The sequence below is a fragment of the Stenotrophomonas sp. Steno-Z1 genome (assembly GCF_056393175.1).
Map to the genome: position 1 here is coordinate 713,721 of NZ_JBWJPB010000002.1, position 14,406 is coordinate 728,126.

At 67.6% G+C, this 14,406-nt stretch carries 11 protein-coding genes; 8 read left to right on the forward strand and 3 right to left on the reverse strand.

The genetic code is table 11. The annotated features are described in order from the left end of the window. Positions 1-78 precede the first annotated feature (78 nt). On the forward strand, positions 79-774 hold the full coding sequence (locus AC06FD_RS10070; RefSeq protein WP_259204862.1) for a YiaD family glycine zipper/OmpA-like lipoprotein: 696 nt from the start codon (positions 79-81) through the stop codon (positions 772-774). 461 nt (positions 775-1,235) lie between these two features. Here AC06FD_RS10070 and AC06FD_RS10075 read toward each other — a convergent pair whose 3' ends face one another. Continuing rightward, entirely contained in the window at positions 1,236-4,280 is a 3,045-nt protein-coding gene (locus AC06FD_RS10075) for a TonB-dependent receptor (RefSeq protein WP_478077671.1), read from the reverse strand. Between the two features lie 304 nt (positions 4,281-4,584). Then, the gene (locus AC06FD_RS10080; protein WP_478077672.1) at positions 4,585-5,607 is read right to left on the reverse strand and encodes a LysR family transcriptional regulator; all 1,023 of its coding nucleotides are present in this window, start codon (positions 5,605-5,607) and stop codon (positions 4,585-4,587) included. A 204-nt stretch (positions 5,608-5,811) separates the two neighbouring features. Between AC06FD_RS10080 and AC06FD_RS10085 the strand changes: the two genes are divergently transcribed. The 7 genes from AC06FD_RS10085 to AC06FD_RS10115 all read left to right on the forward strand — a co-directional run bounded on the left by AC06FD_RS10085 (position 5,812) and on the right by AC06FD_RS10115 (position 13,983). Beyond that, on the forward strand, positions 5,812-5,976 hold the full coding sequence (locus tag AC06FD_RS10085; RefSeq protein ID WP_259208250.1) for a hypothetical protein: 165 nt from the start codon (positions 5,812-5,814) through the stop codon (positions 5,974-5,976). Next, positions 5,973-6,746, forward strand: a complete 774-nt coding sequence (locus AC06FD_RS10090; RefSeq protein WP_259208251.1) for an SDR family NAD(P)-dependent oxidoreductase — start codon at positions 5,973-5,975, stop codon at positions 6,744-6,746. The genes AC06FD_RS10085 and AC06FD_RS10090 overlap by 4 nt, the downstream gene beginning before the upstream one ends. A 91-nt stretch (positions 6,747-6,837) precedes the next feature. After that, on the forward strand, positions 6,838-8,040 hold the full coding sequence (locus tag AC06FD_RS10095; RefSeq protein ID WP_478077673.1) for an efflux RND transporter periplasmic adaptor subunit: 1,203 nt from the start codon (positions 6,838-6,840) through the stop codon (positions 8,038-8,040). Positions 8,041-8,201: 161 nt separating this feature from the next. Next, a complete protein-coding gene (locus AC06FD_RS10100; protein WP_259208254.1) occupies positions 8,202-11,372 on the forward strand; it encodes an efflux RND transporter permease subunit in 3,171 nt (1,056 codons plus the stop codon). A 25-nt stretch (positions 11,373-11,397) separates the two neighbouring features. Beyond that, positions 11,398-12,135, forward strand: a complete 738-nt coding sequence (locus AC06FD_RS10105) for an SDR family oxidoreductase (protein ID WP_259208256.1) — start codon at positions 11,398-11,400, stop codon at positions 12,133-12,135. After that, complete coding sequence (locus AC06FD_RS10110; RefSeq protein WP_394164544.1) at positions 12,129-13,559, forward strand: efflux transporter outer membrane subunit; 1,431 nt, start codon at positions 12,129-12,131, stop codon at positions 13,557-13,559. The genes AC06FD_RS10105 and AC06FD_RS10110 overlap by 7 nt, the downstream gene beginning before the upstream one ends. Before the next feature lie 157 nt (positions 13,560-13,716). Beyond that, complete coding sequence (locus AC06FD_RS10115) at positions 13,717-13,983, forward strand: hypothetical protein (protein WP_478077674.1); 267 nt, start codon at positions 13,717-13,719, stop codon at positions 13,981-13,983. 3 nt (positions 13,984-13,986) lie between these two features. Here AC06FD_RS10115 and AC06FD_RS10120 read toward each other — a convergent pair whose 3' ends face one another. Then, positions 13,987-14,370 (reverse strand): VOC family protein, encoded by a 384-nt coding sequence (locus tag AC06FD_RS10120; protein WP_394164543.1) that lies wholly within the window; start codon positions 14,368-14,370, stop codon positions 13,987-13,989. Between the last annotated feature and the right edge of the window lie 36 nt (positions 14,371-14,406).

Consider the following 14,406-nt stretch of genomic DNA (forward strand, 5'->3'; position numbering starts at 1 on the left):
CGTCATGTCGGCATCGCGTCCGGCTGTTTATCCTCTGGGCGCTCGCAAGCCGGTAGTCCGGTAACCAAGGAGAACACCATGATCCGATCCGCACCCCGTAACGTGGCCCTGGCCCTGATGACCGCCGCTGCCTTGACGGCCTGCGCCACCGGCGGCTCGTACGTGCAGTCCGACCCGTATGGCAATCCGACCCAGCAGCAGAACAAGACCGGCCGCAATGCGCTGATCGGTACTGCCGTGGGCGTGGCCGCCGGCCTGCTGAGCGGCAACAGTGCCACCGAGCGTCGCCAGCACGCGATGATCGGTGCCGGCATCGGCGCGCTCAGCGGCGCGGCGATCGGCCAGTACCAGGACCGCCAGGAACGCGCGCTGCGCGAACGTACCGCCAACACGGGTATCGATGTGTCCCGCGATGGCGACAACCTCACCCTGAACCTGCCGGACGGGATCACCTTCGATTTCGGCAAGTCCACGCTCAAGCCGCAGTTCTACGGTTCGCTCAACGGCGTGGCCAGCACGCTGGCCGAGTACAACCAGACCATGATCGAGGTGGTCGGCCACACCGACAGCATCGGCAGCGATGCGGTGAACAACCGCCTGTCCAAGGAACGCGCCGACTCGGTCGCCGCCTACCTGACCGCACAGGGCGTGCAGAGCGCACGTATCGAAACCCTGGGCGCCGGCAAGGCGTATCCGATCGCCGACAACAGCACCGACGCCGGCCGCGCGCAGAACCGCCGCGTGGAGATCCGCGTGATTCCGCTGCGTCAGTAACATCTGGCGTTGTCGAGGCTCGGGCCATGTGCCGGAGCAAAAATGCCGCCTTTGCAGGCGGCATTTTTTTGTTTTCTTCCGTCGCGGGCGCAGGCACGAAACGCGCGGTACACCCTTTCGGACGCGGCTGTCGGTGGGCCGGGCGCTGGGCCCCCATGCCCTTTCCGGCGAATGTCCCCCGGCCGCTGCGCGGCCTCCTCCTTTATTTCGCCTCCAAGGGCATGGGGGCCCAGCGCCCAACCCACCGACTGCCCCCAAAGCCTGGCTTCCCCCCTGCGTACCGCAAGCCGCTACGGGGCCCTCACGCGCGCGGAACGCCAAAGCGGAGACAGCACCGATCAACACGGCGGCCAGGCTGCCCAGCCACACGCATATCGCGCTGCGTCATCTGCCACGGCCCTTGCAACAGGACGCTCCCCCATAGCGAGAGGGAGCGTCCTTTCTGTGGGATACCGCCGCTCTCACCAGTCGTACTGCACCTGCAGCCGCGCATACCGTGGCGTGGTGTTGTAGCGGGCCTTCCCGTAGTTGAAGTAGTCGGTCACCGTCCCGGCTGAATTGACGTCGTAGCGCGTCTCATACACCTGCACCGGCTTGATCGAGTTGAACAGGTTGATCACCGACAACTGCACGCTCAGTCCCGGCAGCGCCGCCGGCGAGTACACCACGTTCGGGTTGACCGACATCGTCCACGGCGTACGCCCACTGCTGCCCACCCTGGAAAGATCGTCCTCGCCGACATTGCAGGTATGGAACACACCGCGGTAGCCGAAATCGGTATCGAACGTACCGTTACCGCCGCCGAGGCAGCTGATCGGCGTGCCCGACTGCACCAGCAGATTCGCGCCCACCTGCCACTGCGGGCTCAGCTGGTAACTGCCGTACAGCTTGAAGCTGTGGCGACGGTCGTTGAACAGATAGCCATCGGCGCCGTAGGACAGTTCCTTGAAGTCGAAGTCCGAGGTGGTGCCGGTGTCGTCCTGGCCGTTGGTGCTCTTCACCAGGCCTTCGTAGTTGCCATACAGCTTGGCCCAGGTGTAGTTGACGCTGGCATACCAGCGCTCGGTACGCTTCTCCGCCGACAGGCTCAGCGAACGGTAGCTGCGCTTGGCCTTGGGGCCCAGTTCACTGCCGGGAACGGTGATGGTGTCCGGCGTGCCGTCGCCATCCACGTCGATGTCCAGGGTCAGGTCGCTGCCGGGATTGAAGATCCAGCAGCCGGGGAGACCGCCCGGCACTTCCCATTCGCTGTCCCAGTGCGAGACGTCGTAGCCGGCGGCCTTGGCCGCGTTGTACAGCGAGCGCGAATCGCAGGTGTCGTCGATCACCTGGTTGATCCGGCGCACGGTGAGCTTGGCGCCCAGGGTCCAGCCATCGACCCAGTCGTTGCTCGATCGCAGCAGCCGCTGATAGCCGAGGATCGCTTCGTCCTGCGTGTAAGGCTTCAATCCACGGGAGGCGACCGCGCGCGGATCGGGCGTGCTGCCGTCGGCGCCGTTGACCACGCTGTCGGCGCTGCCGTTGCGATACGAACCGGTGATGTTGGGTTTGCCGGTGACCGGGTCGTAGCCGTCGTAGGTGTAGTAATCCATCGTGTAGTACGACCCGGTGGCCGCGCGCAGGGCCACGTTGGCGGCGATGGGCAGCGAGTAGCGGCCAAGCGATGCGTACAGCTTGCTGTCGCCGTCGCCGGTGGGATCCCACGAAAGGCCCAGCCGCGGCTGCCAGATGTTGTCCTGCTTGACGAACGTCGCGCCGCTGCCGTTGCGGTTGTCGAACGAGTCGTTGCGCAGCCCGGCGTACAGCATCAGCCGGTCGTTGACCTGCCAGTGGTCTTCCAGGTACCACGACGCCTGCTTGACGCCGATGCGGCCACCGGTACGGAAGTTGATGCGCTGAGCATAGTTGGCGTAGAGGTTCCAGTACGCGCCGCTGGAATAGGCCGTGCCCTGCACCGAGGTCCAGTCTTCCTTGCTGTAGCCGCCGCCCAGCTGGTGGTTGCCCACCTGCCAGACCAGGTCGGCCTGGGTGTTGCTGCGCTCGTTGCTGCCGGCGCGCAGGCCCAACTGGCTGTTGACGGCGCAGCCGACCTGCTTGCCCAGCATGCGGTCGACCACGTATGGGCAGTCGCCATCGGCGGCATTGATGTCGCCATCGTAGTCGCCACGCTGTCCATCCGGACTGATCGTGTACTGGCCATTGGTGTTGCGCATGCGCCCGTGCTGCAGGCTGGCGGTGACGTCGTCGCTGAGCTGGCTGGTCCACTTGAACACGTTGGTGTTGCCGCCCGAGCGGCCTTCCAGGCGCCCTCGGTAGTCGCGCTTGTCCACGGCCGCGCCGGGCTGGTCGTTGGCGTAGTCGGCGTCGTAATAGTCGTACTGGTAGCGGCGGCGGTTGTCGAAACCGGTGTATTCCAGGTGATTGCGGTCGTTGAGGTACCAGTCGAGTTTCAGCAGCCAATAGGGATCGCGCGAGCGGTAGTCCTGCGCGGACGTCGCCAACGATGTGGGCGGCACGGGCGTGTCCGGATCGCGCGTATTGCGCGGGTTGCTGGCCGAACGTCCGCCGAAGGCGGTGTTGTCCGATCGCGTCATGCTGCCCAGCGCGAACACGAACAGCGTGTCCTCGATCAACGGGCCGCCGGCCCAGGCGCTGAACACATCGCCGGACTGGCGGTTCTTGTCGTACGAACGCAGGATGCTGCCATCGGTGCGCAGCGTGTCGGGCGCGTTCTCGCGCAGCGCATCCGGCGTGGTGGTCCAGCTGGCCCCGCCTTTCCACGTGTTGGTGCCGCGCTTGACGTTGACGCTGGTGACTCCGCCGGTGGAGAACCCGTACCGCGCGCCGTAGCCACCGGTCTGCACGTCCAGCTGGTCGATGGCCTGGAACGGCACCTCGGCGAAGGACAGGCTGTCGAACAGGTTGGTGACGTTGAAGCCGTTGATGTAGTAACTGTTCTCCGCCGCCGACGCACCGCCGAACGAGGCCGGCCCGAAGAAGCTGCTGCTGGCCACCGTACCCGGGGTGAGCAGCGAGATGCTGGTGACATCACGCGCCACCGGCAGCGTGTTGAGCTGTTCGGCGGTGAAGGTGGTGCGGGTCTCCACGCTGCCGAGGTCGATCGGGGCCACGTTGCTGGCACGCACGTTCACCGCGTCCAGGGTGGCGGCCTTGGCGAAATCGGCCTGGGTGGTCTGCCCGGCCACCACCGTGACCTGGCGTTGGTCGGTACTGCCATCGGCGCGGGTGACACGGATTTCGTACTGGCCGGTAGGCAAGGCCGGCAGACGGAACCTGCCGTCGGCGGTGATGCGGGTTTCGCGCGAGGTGCCGGCCTCCACGCTGCGGATCTGGACATTGCCGCCGGCGGCATCCGGGACGTGCCCGAGGACGTCGCCGACCGTGCTCTGGGCCAGCGCGGGCAGCGGGGTCAACATGGCCATCAGCAGGAGGGACAGGGTGGTCTTGCGCGGTTGGATCCTGCACGTGCGGAACGGGTGTTGCATGTCTTCGCCTCCAGTGCGTCCGGCCGGGGTGGCCGGGTCGAGTGGGGCGGACGCTAGTCGTCAGGCGTGGAGAAAAAAGCGCGGGGCGTCGCCAGGACCTCGTGTAGCGTGACGCCGCGCAAAAATAGTGCCGCCGCGCGCATCGAGACGTGACGAGGTTCGCTGAAAAACCTTCTGCACCAGTGCGCAGGGTGTAAATCGGGATCGTGCCGTTCGCGACAAACCGCGCGTCGTCGCCGAACGGAAAACGCCGCCCGGAGGCGGCGTTTTCAGGGGGTACGACCGTGTTCCGCTCCGCCGTGGGTCAGCCCGCGGTCACCGTTTCCAGGATCCGCTTGCCGGTGGCCTGCAGCTCTTTTTCCGCCTGCTCGCTCTTCTGCTTGGCGAACTTGGCGTTCGGACACTGCGCCAGCATGTAGTTGGCGTCGAAGTCGAGCTTGGCCACCAGGAAATCGACAAACGCGCGCACCTTCGGCGAGACCAGGCGACCGCCGGCGAACACGGCGTTGAAGTCCACTTCCGGGCCGGTCCAGCCGGCCAGCACGCGGCGCACCATGCCCGATTCGACGAACGGTTTGGCCATCACATCGCCGGTGAGCAGCAACCCTTCGCCGCACACCAGCGCACCATTCAGCGCGGACGGGTCGTTGGCCACCAGCAGCGGATTGACCGGGAAATCGCGCAGGTCGCCGCCGTTCTCGCCGAGCTGCCAGAAGAAGCGGTTGTTGTTGATGTTGCGTGCCTTGCGCATCGCCAGGATGCGGTGGAACTGCAACTCGTCCGGGTGCAGCGGCTCGCCGTAGCGCTCGATGTAGGCCGGGCTCGCGAACACCTGCGTGCGCAGGCTGCCGAGCTTGCGCGCCACCAGGTTGGAGTCGGGCAGGGTACCCACGCGCAGGGCCAGGTCGGCTTCGCCGGCGATCAGGTCCAGCTTCTCGTTGCCCAGGTGCATGTCCAGCTGGATTTCCGGGTACTGCGCATGGAACTCGCCGAGCAGCGGCGCGATCCAGGTGATGCCGATCGAGTAGGGCACGGTGAAGCGCAGCCAGCCGCGAGGGCCGGACTGCAGCTGGTTGACCGCGCCTTCGGCTTCTTCCAGTTCGCGCGCGATGCGCTGGCAATGCTCGTGGTACACCGAGCCGGCCTCGGTCAGGCCCAGCCGGCGCGTGGTCCGGTGCAGCAGGCGCGCGCCCAGGCGCGTCTCCAGTTCCTGCACCTTGCGGCTGACCGTGGTCTTGGGCAGGCCGAGCGCGGTGGCGGCGGCGATGAAGCTGCCTTGCTCGACCACCTTGACGAAGATCAGCGTGTCGTTGAGATCGTGTGCCATGACGGGGATCCGAAGTGGGGAGGGCTAGGGTGCCCGAAAGATTGTGCCGGGTACGGGACGATTATTCCCCTTAATCCGGACTAATCAAGGGGGAGTTTGGGGACTAATCTGGCGCCATTCCCGAAATGAAGGACCCCAGCCATGTGGTTGCGGAACATTCTTGGCCGCGTACTCAGCGGCCCCACCTCCCCGCTGGAGCTGGCCATGACCGTAGAGAAGCGCCCTTCGGCGTTCTCGCACAAGGCTTTCCGCGAGTTCACCCCGCCCGCCAAGATGCAGCGCGGCGGTAGCCTGCGACTGGGTTCACGCCATCTCGACCAACTGGGTCGAATTGGGATTATCCCGGGCGCGGGAGTGAAAGTCCCATGAGTGGGACGCTGGCCCCCGAGGTCCTGGTCCTGGGCGGCACCGGCAGTGTCGGCCAGGGCATCGTGGCTGCGCTGCTGGAGGCCGGCAGCCCGGTCCTGGTGGTCGGCCGCGACCCCGGGCGGCTGGCGGCCCTGCAGGACCAGTTCGCCGACGAGCCCGGGCTGGAAACGATGCTCGGTTCGCTGGGGGACGATGGTTCGGCGCGTGCGCTCGTCGAACGCCTGGCGCTGCGGCGGCGCCCGTTGGCGGCCGTGGTCGATGCAATGGGCGGCCCGTACAACCGCGGCCGCGTCACCGACCGCAGTGGCGATGCACTGCTGCAGGCACTGCAGGCCGACGTGATGCCGCACGTGCACGCCGGGCGCCACCTGCTGCCGCTGCTTCGCGGTGGCGCACAGGTGCGCCGCTACGTGCTGGTCGGTGGCCCGGCCGGCTTCAAGCCGTGGGCCGGCCACGGCGAATCGTCGATCACCATGTCCACCACGCGCATGTACGCCCAGGTGCTGCACCAGGAAGCGCAGGCGCTGGGCGTGCGTGCGCAGATGCTGGAAGTGTGCAACCCGGTGTGTACGACGACCAATGCAGCCAATGCCTGCATCGAGTGGCCGAGCGCGCTGCTGGTCGGGCGGCGGCTGGTGTCCCTGCTCGATACCTGCACCGACAACCGCGCCATCGTGCGCTGCGACACCCGCGACGCCGAGCTGCCGCGTGGCCTGCTGCACCTGGACAGGCCTCCCCCGCTGTCGCGCGATACCGCAGGCGCCGCTTGACCTTTACCAAGGTTCAGGTCGCAGGATGTGCCCCCTAGTTGCGCCTTCCCCCCGATTTCGTATCACCACCCCCTCCGTACGGATGCATGCCATGACCACCTCCAACTCCACTTTCCCACGTTTCACCCGACGGCTGGCCATGGTCGGTGTGTCCGTCCTGGCCGCCGCCGTCCTGGCCGCCTGCAGCGGTGGCCACGCCGAAGAAGCCGGCATGCCGCCGCCGCCGTCGGTCAGCGCCGCCCCGGTGCTGGTCAAGCAGGTCAGCCAGTGGGATGAATTCAGCGGCCGCGTCGAGGCGGTGCAGAGCGTCGAGCTGCGCCCGCGCGTGTCCGGCTACATCGACAAGGTCAACTACGTCGAAGGCGACGAGGTGAAGAAGGGCGATGTCCTGTTCACCATCGACGCGCGCAGCTACCAGGCCGAGTACGACCGTGCCCGCGCTGAGCTGGCCCGTGCCCGCACCCAGTCCACGCTGGCCCGCAGCGAGTCCGACCGCGCCAAGAAGCTCTCCGAGCAGCAGGCGATCTCCACCGAAACCTGGGAGCAGCGCCGCGCCGCGGCCGACCAGGCCGGTGCCAGCGTGCAGGCCGCGCAGGCCGCGCTGGATGCCGCCGCGCTCAACCTGGAGTTCACCAAGGTGCGCGCGCCGATCAACGGCCGTGCCGGGCGCGCGATGGTGACCGCCGGCAACCTGGTCACCGCCGGCGACAGCGCCAGCGTGCTGACCACGCTGGTTTCGCTGGATACGGTGTTCGTGTACTTCGATGCCGACGAGAGCACCTTCCTGCGGTACGCGCAGATGGCGCGCAAGGGCGAGCGCCCGAGCGAGCGCGACAGCGACCTGCCGGTCAAGGTGGGCCTGTCGGGCGAGGAGGGCTTCCCGCATGAGGGCAAGGTCGACTTCCTCGACAACCAGGTCACCCGCAGCACCGGCACCATCCGCGTGCGCGCGCTGCTGGACAACGCCGACCGCACCTTCACCCCGGGCCTGTTCGCCCGCGTGCAGCTGCTGGGCAGTGGCCAGTTCCAGGCCATGCTGATCGACGAGAAGGCCGTGCTCACCGACCAGGACCGCAAGTACGTCTACGTGGTCGACAAGGACGGCAAGGCGCAGCGCCAGGACATCACCCTGGGCCGCAACGCCGACGGCCTGCGCATCGTGCAGCAGGGCCTGAAGGCCGGCGACCGGGTGATCATCGACGGCGTGCAGAAGGTCTTCATGCCCGGCATGCCGGTGCAGGCCAAGGCCGTGGTCATGCAGCCCGCTGCGGCACCCGCTGTTGCGTTGAAGTGAAGGGCAGCCGACTGACCGTCGGCCCTACATAGCAGCCGACCCCACCGTCGGCTCTACCGTGTCTGCCAGCGCCCCGTGCAGGGGAGCCCGCCACCGCTGTCGCCTGCGACAGCGGCCGGGGTCGTGCACGCCGGCGTTGGTGAAACCCCAGGAATCCACCCATGGACTTTTCCCGTTTCTTCATCGACAGGCCGATTTTCGCGGCGGTGTTGTCGATCGTGATCTTCGCCGCCGGCCTGATCTCCATCCCGATGTTGCCCATCGGTGAGTACCCGGAAGTGGTGCCGCCGTCGGTGGTGGTGCGTACCGTGTATCCCGGCGCCAACCCCAAGGTGATCGCCGAAACCGTGGCCACCCCGCTGGAAGAGGCGATCAACGGCGTCGAGGGCATGATGTACCTCAAGTCGGTGGCCGGCTCCGATGGCGTGCTGCAGATGACCATCACCTTCCGCCCGGGCACCGACCCGGACGATGCGGCGGTGAAGGTGCAGAACCGCGTCGCCCAGGCCCAAGCGCGCCTGCCCGAGGACGTGCGCCGGCAGGGCGTCACCACCCAGAAGCAGTCGCCGACCTTCCTGATGGTGGTGCACCTGACCTCGCCCAAGGGCAAGTACGACACCCTCTACCTGCGCAACTACGCGCGCCTGCACGTCAAGGACGCGCTCGCGCGCATCCAGGGCGTGGGCGATGCGCAGATCTTCGGCGGTGGCGACTACGCCATGCGCGCCTGGTTGGACCCGGACAAGGTCGCCGCCCGCGGCCTGACCGCCAGCGACGTGGTCGGCGCGATGCGCGAGCAGAACGTGCAGGTCTCGGCCGGCCAGCTCGGTGCCGAGCCGATGCCCAACAGCCAGTTCCTGACCCTGATCAACGCGCAGGGCCGCCTGCGCAGCGAGAAGGAGTTCGGCGACATCGTGCTCAAGAGCGGTGCCGACGGTGAAGTGGTGCGCCTGTCCGATGTGGCCCGCGTGGAGCTGGGCGCCGGCGACTACACCCTGCGCTCGCAGCTGGACGGCAAGAACGCGGTCGGCATCGGCATCTTCCAGGCCCCCGGCGCCAACGCGCTGGACATCCGCGACGCGGTGATGGCCAGCATGGACGAGATGCAGAAGTCCATGCCGGACGACGTCAAGTACGAGGCGGTGTACGACACCACCATCTTCGTGCGCGACTCGATCAAGGCCGTGGTCTCCACCCTGCTCGAAGCCATCGCCCTGGTGGTGCTGGTGGTGATCCTGTTCCTGCAGACCTGGCGCGCCTCGATCATTCCGCTGATCGCCGTGCCGGTGTCCATCGTGGGTACGTTCGCCGCGCTGTACCTGCTGGGCTTCTCGATCAACACGCTGAGCCTGTTCGGCCTGGTGCTGGCGATCGGCATCGTGGTCGATGACGCGATCGTGGTGGTGGAAAACGTCGAACGCAACATCGAGGAAGGTCTCACCCCGCTTGCGGCCGCCCACCAGGCGATGCGCGAAGTGTCCGGTCCGATCATCGCCATCGCGCTGGTGCTGTGCGCGGTGTTCGTGCCGATGGCGTTCCTGTCCGGCGTCACCGGCCAGTTCTACAAGCAGTTCGCGGTCACCATCGCCATCTCCACGGTGATCTCGGCGATCAACTCGCTCACCCTGTCGCCGGCCCTGGCCGCGCGCCTGCTCAAGCCGCACGGTGCGCCGAAGGATGCCCCGACCCGCATCATCGACCGCCTGTTCGGCTGGGTGTTCCGCCCGTTCAACCGTTTCTTCAAGTCCAGCTCGGAGAAGTACGAGCGCGGCGTGTCGAAGATCCTCGGCCGGCGTGGCGCGGTGTTCGTGGTGTACGCGGTGCTGCTGGTCGGTACCGGCTTCATCTTCAAGCTGGTGCCGCCGGGCTTCATTCCGACCCAGGACAAGCTGTACCTGATCGCCGGCGTGAAGCTGCCGGAAGGCTCCTCGATCGCGCGTACCGATGAAATGCTGCGCAAGGTCGCCAAGATCGCCCAGGAAACCGAGGGCGTGGCCCACACGATCTCGTTCCCCGGCCTGAACGCACTGCAGTTCACCAATACGCCCAACACCGGCGTGGCGTTCATCCCGCTCAAGCCGTTCAACGAGCGCCATGGCCGCACCGCCGCGCAGATCAACGCCGAGATCAACCAGAAGATCGCCGGGCTGCAGGAGGGCTTCGCCTTCGCCATGATGCCGCCGCCGATCCTCGGCCTGGGCAACGGCAACGGCTACCAGATGTTCATCGAAGACCGCGGCAACCTCGGTTACGGTGCGCTGCAGAACGCCGTGCAGGCGATGCAGGGCGCGGTGTCGCAGACCCCGGGCATGGCGTTCCCGATCACCAGCTACCAGGCCAACGTGCCGCAGCTGGATGCCGAAGTGGACCGGGTCAAGGCCAAGGCGCAGGGCGTGCAGCTGACCGAGCTGTTCGACACCCTGCAGACCTATCTGGGGTCGTCGTACGTCAACGACTTCAACCAGTTCGGGCGTACCTGGCAGGTGATCGCCCAGGCCGACGGCCAGTTCCGCAACAGCGTGGAAGACATCGGCAAGCTGCGTACCCGCAACGACCGTGGCGAGATGGTGCCGATCGGTTCGATGGTGACCGTCAAGGAAACCTTCGGCCCGGACCCGGTGCTGCGCTTCAACGGCTACCCGGCGGCCGACCTGGCCGGCGAAGCCGACCCGCGCGTGCTGTCCTCGGCCGAGGCGATGAACAACCTCACCGCCATCGCCGCCAAGGTGCTGCCGGTGGGCATGACCACCGAATGGACCGACCTGAGCTACCAGCAGGCCACCCAGGGCAAGGCCGCCTTCATCGTGTTCCCGGTGGCGATCCTGCTGGCGTTCCTGGTGTTGGCTGCGCTGTATGAAAGCTGGTCGCTGCCGCTGGCGGTGATCCTGATCGTGCCGATGACCCTGCTGTCCGCGCTGTTCGGCGTGTGGCTGACCGGCGGCGACAACAACGTGTTCGTGCAGGTCGGCCTGGTGGTGCTGATGGGCCTGGCGTGCAAGAACGCGATCCTGATCGTCGAATTCGCCCGCGAGCTGGAGATGGGCGGCAAGGGCATCGTGGAAGCCGCGCTGGAAGCCTGCCGCCTGCGTCTGCGTCCGATCGTGATGACCTCCATCGCCTTCATCGCCGGCACCGTGCCGCTGGTGCTCTCCCACGGTGCCGGCGCGGAAGTCCGCTCTGTCACCGGCATCACGGTGTTTGCCGGCATGCTGGGCGTGACCCTGTTCGGCCTGTTCCTGACCCCGGTGTTCTACGTGGCCCTGCGCAAGTTCGTCAGCCGTAATGGCGGCGGCCAGCTGGTGACCCACGGCGCACCGACCATCCACCATTGATCCCGTCCCCCGCGAGGTTTTTCACATGAATACCGCTACCCAAACGATTGCCCTGGTCACCGGTGCCACCCGCGGCATCGGCCTGGAAACCGTCCGCCAGCTGGCCCAGGCCGGCGTGCACACGCTGCTGGCCGGGCGCAAGCGCGACGTCGCCGTGGCCGAGGCCCTGAAGCTGCAGGCCGAAGGCCTGCCGGTGGAAGCGATCCAGCTCGACGTCGGCGATGCCGCCAGCATCGCCGCCGCCGTGCAGACCGTCACCGAGCGCCACGGGCGCCTGGACATCCTGGTCAACAACGCCGGCATCCTGCTCGATGACCCCACGCTGGCGCCGTCGGCGCAGACCCTGGACACCTGGCGCACCACCTTCGACACCAACGTGTTCGCGGTGATCGCCGTCACCCAGGCCTTCCTGCCGCTGATCAACGCCTCGCCCGCCGGCCGCATCGTCAACGTGTCCAGCATCCTCGGCTCGCTGACCCTGCACAGCCAGCCCGGTTCGCCGATCTACGGCTTCGCGGTGCCGGCCTACAACGCCTCCAAGAGTGCGGTGAACGCCTGGACCGTGCAGCTGGCCTACGAGCTGCGCGAGAGCACCACCAAGGTCAACACCGTGCACCCCGGCTACGTGAAGACCGACATGAACGCGGGCGAGGGCGAGATCGAGATCAGCGAAGGCGCGCGCTCCAGCGTGGGCATGGCGCTGATCGGTGCCGACGGCCCCAACGGCAGCTTCACCTACCTCGGCGAGGTGCTGCCATGGTGATCCGCCTGTTGACCGTGGCCGTGACCAGCGCGCTGCTGGCCGGCTGCGTCAGCGTCGGCCCCAACTACCAGGCGCCACCGGCACAGCCGGTGACCCTGCAGGGCGCGGCCGCGCCGGTGTTCAGCACCACCTCGCCGGTGGCCAGCTGGTGGGCGCAGTTCGACGATCCGGTGCTGGAGCAGCTGGTGCATGACGCACTGGGCGACAACCTGGACCTGCGCATTGCGATGGCCCGCGTGCGTGAAGCGCGCGCGGTGTTCGTCGAGCAGCGCCTGGACCAGTTGCCGCACGTCACCAGTGGTGGCAGCTACGACCGCCGCAAGCAGCCCGACGCCAGCCTTGGCGGCGAGCGCGTCTTCAGCGAGACCTACCAGCTCGGCTTCGACGCCGGCTGGGAACTGGATCTGTTCGGTCGCCAGCGCCGTGCCGCCGAAGCGGCGCGCGCCGACCTCGGTGCAGAGCAGGACAACCTCGCCGATGCGCAGGTCACCGTGGCGGCGGAAGTGGCACGCAACTACTTCGAGCTGCGTGGCACGCAGAAGCGCATCGACGTGGCCAAGCGCACCCTGGTCAACCTGCGCGACACCCAGCGCCTGACCGAAGCGCGCTGGGAACTCGGTGCGGGCAGCGAGCTGGACGTGCAGAGCAGCCGCGCGCGCTTGAAGGCGATCGAAGCGGACATCCCGCTGCTGGAAGTGGCCGAAGTGCAGTCGCGGCATCGCCTGGCGGTGCTGCTGGGGCAGCGTCCGGATGCACTGGATGCCCTGCTGCAACCGCGCGAGGTCCCGGCCTATGCCAAGCAGTTGCCGCTGGGCGACACCACCGACCTGCTGCGCCAGCGCGCCGACGTACGCAGTGCCGAGCGTCGCCTCGCGGCGGCGACGGCACGCGTCGGCGTGGCCACCGCCGACCTGTTCCCGCGGATCAGCCTCACCGGGTTCGTCGGGTTCCTGTCCGGCGACGCCAGCGGCCTGGTCAACGGGGCCAACAAGGCCTGGTCGGTGACGCCGTCGATCAGCTGGGCCGCGTTCGATTTCGGCACCGTGCGCGCGCGGCTGCGCGCCAGCAAGGCACAGGCCGACGGAGTGGCCGCCGAGTACGAAAAGGCGGTGCTGCTGGCACTGGAAGACACCGAGAACGCCTTGACCCGCTATGCCAAGCAACAGGCCCGGCTGGGCATCGTTGCCGAGCAGGCGCAGGCCGCACGACGTGCCGAGCAGCTGGCGCAGATCCGCTATCGCGAGGGCTCCGAGGACTTCCTGACCCTGCTCGATGCGCAGCGCACCCAGCTGGCGGCCGATGATGCGTTGGCGGCGGCCGAATCCACGGTCAATGTCAGCGTGGTTGGCGTGTACAAGGCCCTGGGGGGTTGGGGCCAGCAACAGGACGCGGCGCCGCCGGCGGTGGCCGGCACGCTGCGTTGAGGTGACACGGGAGGGCGGCATCTGGCCGCCCTCCCGTGTGTCGGGCGTCGGAGTTCGCAAAGACGCCGCGTCGGCAATGCCGCCATTGGCGGCTTTGCCCCTGACGCACGCATCCCTCCGGGTGCTACAAGATTTCTCTTTTCCAGGGAGGGACGCTATGGGCGGACATGACCGATGGCGCACCGGGTCGATCACCGGCCTGCGCGCGCGGGCGGCGATGTCACCGGCGGTGATCGTGCTGCTGGTGCTGGCCGCATTGGCGGTGGCCCTGGGGTTCGGCCGGCTCCCGGATCAACTGCTGGACATCGGCGTGCTGCTGGTAGGCGTGTTCCTGGCCGTGGTCGCGCGCATCTGCCAGGCGCGCGACCAGCACCTGGTGTTGAGCCGCCTGCTGGGCGAGGGGCACCGGCAACGCCGGTACTGAGCGCTAGTCCCAGTGGTTGGCCGCGGCCCGCCCGTCATCCTCGCGCATACGCACGATGCAGAAACGGTGGCCGGTCGGCGCTTCCATCACCCACCAGCGTTTGACGAACCCGATCCGGCGCGCGCCGAGCGCCTCCAGCCGGTCGGCCTCGGCATCGATGTCGTCGCTCTCGATATCCAGATGCACCCGCGAGGCATGGGGCACCCGCTGCACTTCCACGTTCAATCCCGCCGGCGCGCCCTGCAGATCCGCATACTCGGCGCCTTCTTCGCGATAGGCCGGCGCGGCCCGGTAGCCGAGCGCGGCGGACCAGAACGCGGCGGCCTGGTCGGCGGGCGTGTCCTGGCAATCAATGATGAAACCGGCGAGGCGACTACGGTGGGCCATGGTGGCGGTCTCCAGGGGGAATCCGGGCGGTATCGC

Excerpts from the sequence above, each read along its gene's own strand:
- AC06FD_RS10070 (WP_259204862.1), top strand. The coding sequence starts at position 79 with ATGATCCGATCCGCACCCCGTAACGTGGCCCTGGCCCTGATGACCGCC.
- AC06FD_RS10075 (WP_478077671.1), bottom strand. The coding sequence starts at position 4,280 with ATGCAACACCCGTTCCGCACGTGCAGGATCCAACCGCGCAAGACCACC.
- AC06FD_RS10080 (WP_478077672.1), bottom strand. The coding sequence starts at position 5,607 with ATGGCACACGATCTCAACGACACGCTGATCTTCGTCAAGGTGGTCGAG.
- AC06FD_RS10085 (WP_259208250.1), top strand. The coding sequence starts at position 5,812 with ATGACCGTAGAGAAGCGCCCTTCGGCGTTCTCGCACAAGGCTTTCCGC.
- AC06FD_RS10090 (WP_259208251.1), top strand. The coding sequence starts at position 5,973 with ATGAGTGGGACGCTGGCCCCCGAGGTCCTGGTCCTGGGCGGCACCGGC.
- AC06FD_RS10095 (WP_478077673.1), top strand. The coding sequence starts at position 6,838 with ATGACCACCTCCAACTCCACTTTCCCACGTTTCACCCGACGGCTGGCC.
- AC06FD_RS10100 (WP_259208254.1), top strand. The coding sequence starts at position 8,202 with ATGGACTTTTCCCGTTTCTTCATCGACAGGCCGATTTTCGCGGCGGTG.
- AC06FD_RS10105 (WP_259208256.1), top strand. The coding sequence starts at position 11,398 with ATGAATACCGCTACCCAAACGATTGCCCTGGTCACCGGTGCCACCCGC.
- AC06FD_RS10110 (WP_394164544.1), top strand. The coding sequence starts at position 12,129 with ATGGTGATCCGCCTGTTGACCGTGGCCGTGACCAGCGCGCTGCTGGCC.
- AC06FD_RS10115 (WP_478077674.1), top strand. The coding sequence starts at position 13,717 with ATGGGCGGACATGACCGATGGCGCACCGGGTCGATCACCGGCCTGCGC.
- AC06FD_RS10120 (WP_394164543.1), bottom strand. The coding sequence starts at position 14,370 with ATGGCCCACCGTAGTCGCCTCGCCGGTTTCATCATTGATTGCCAGGAC.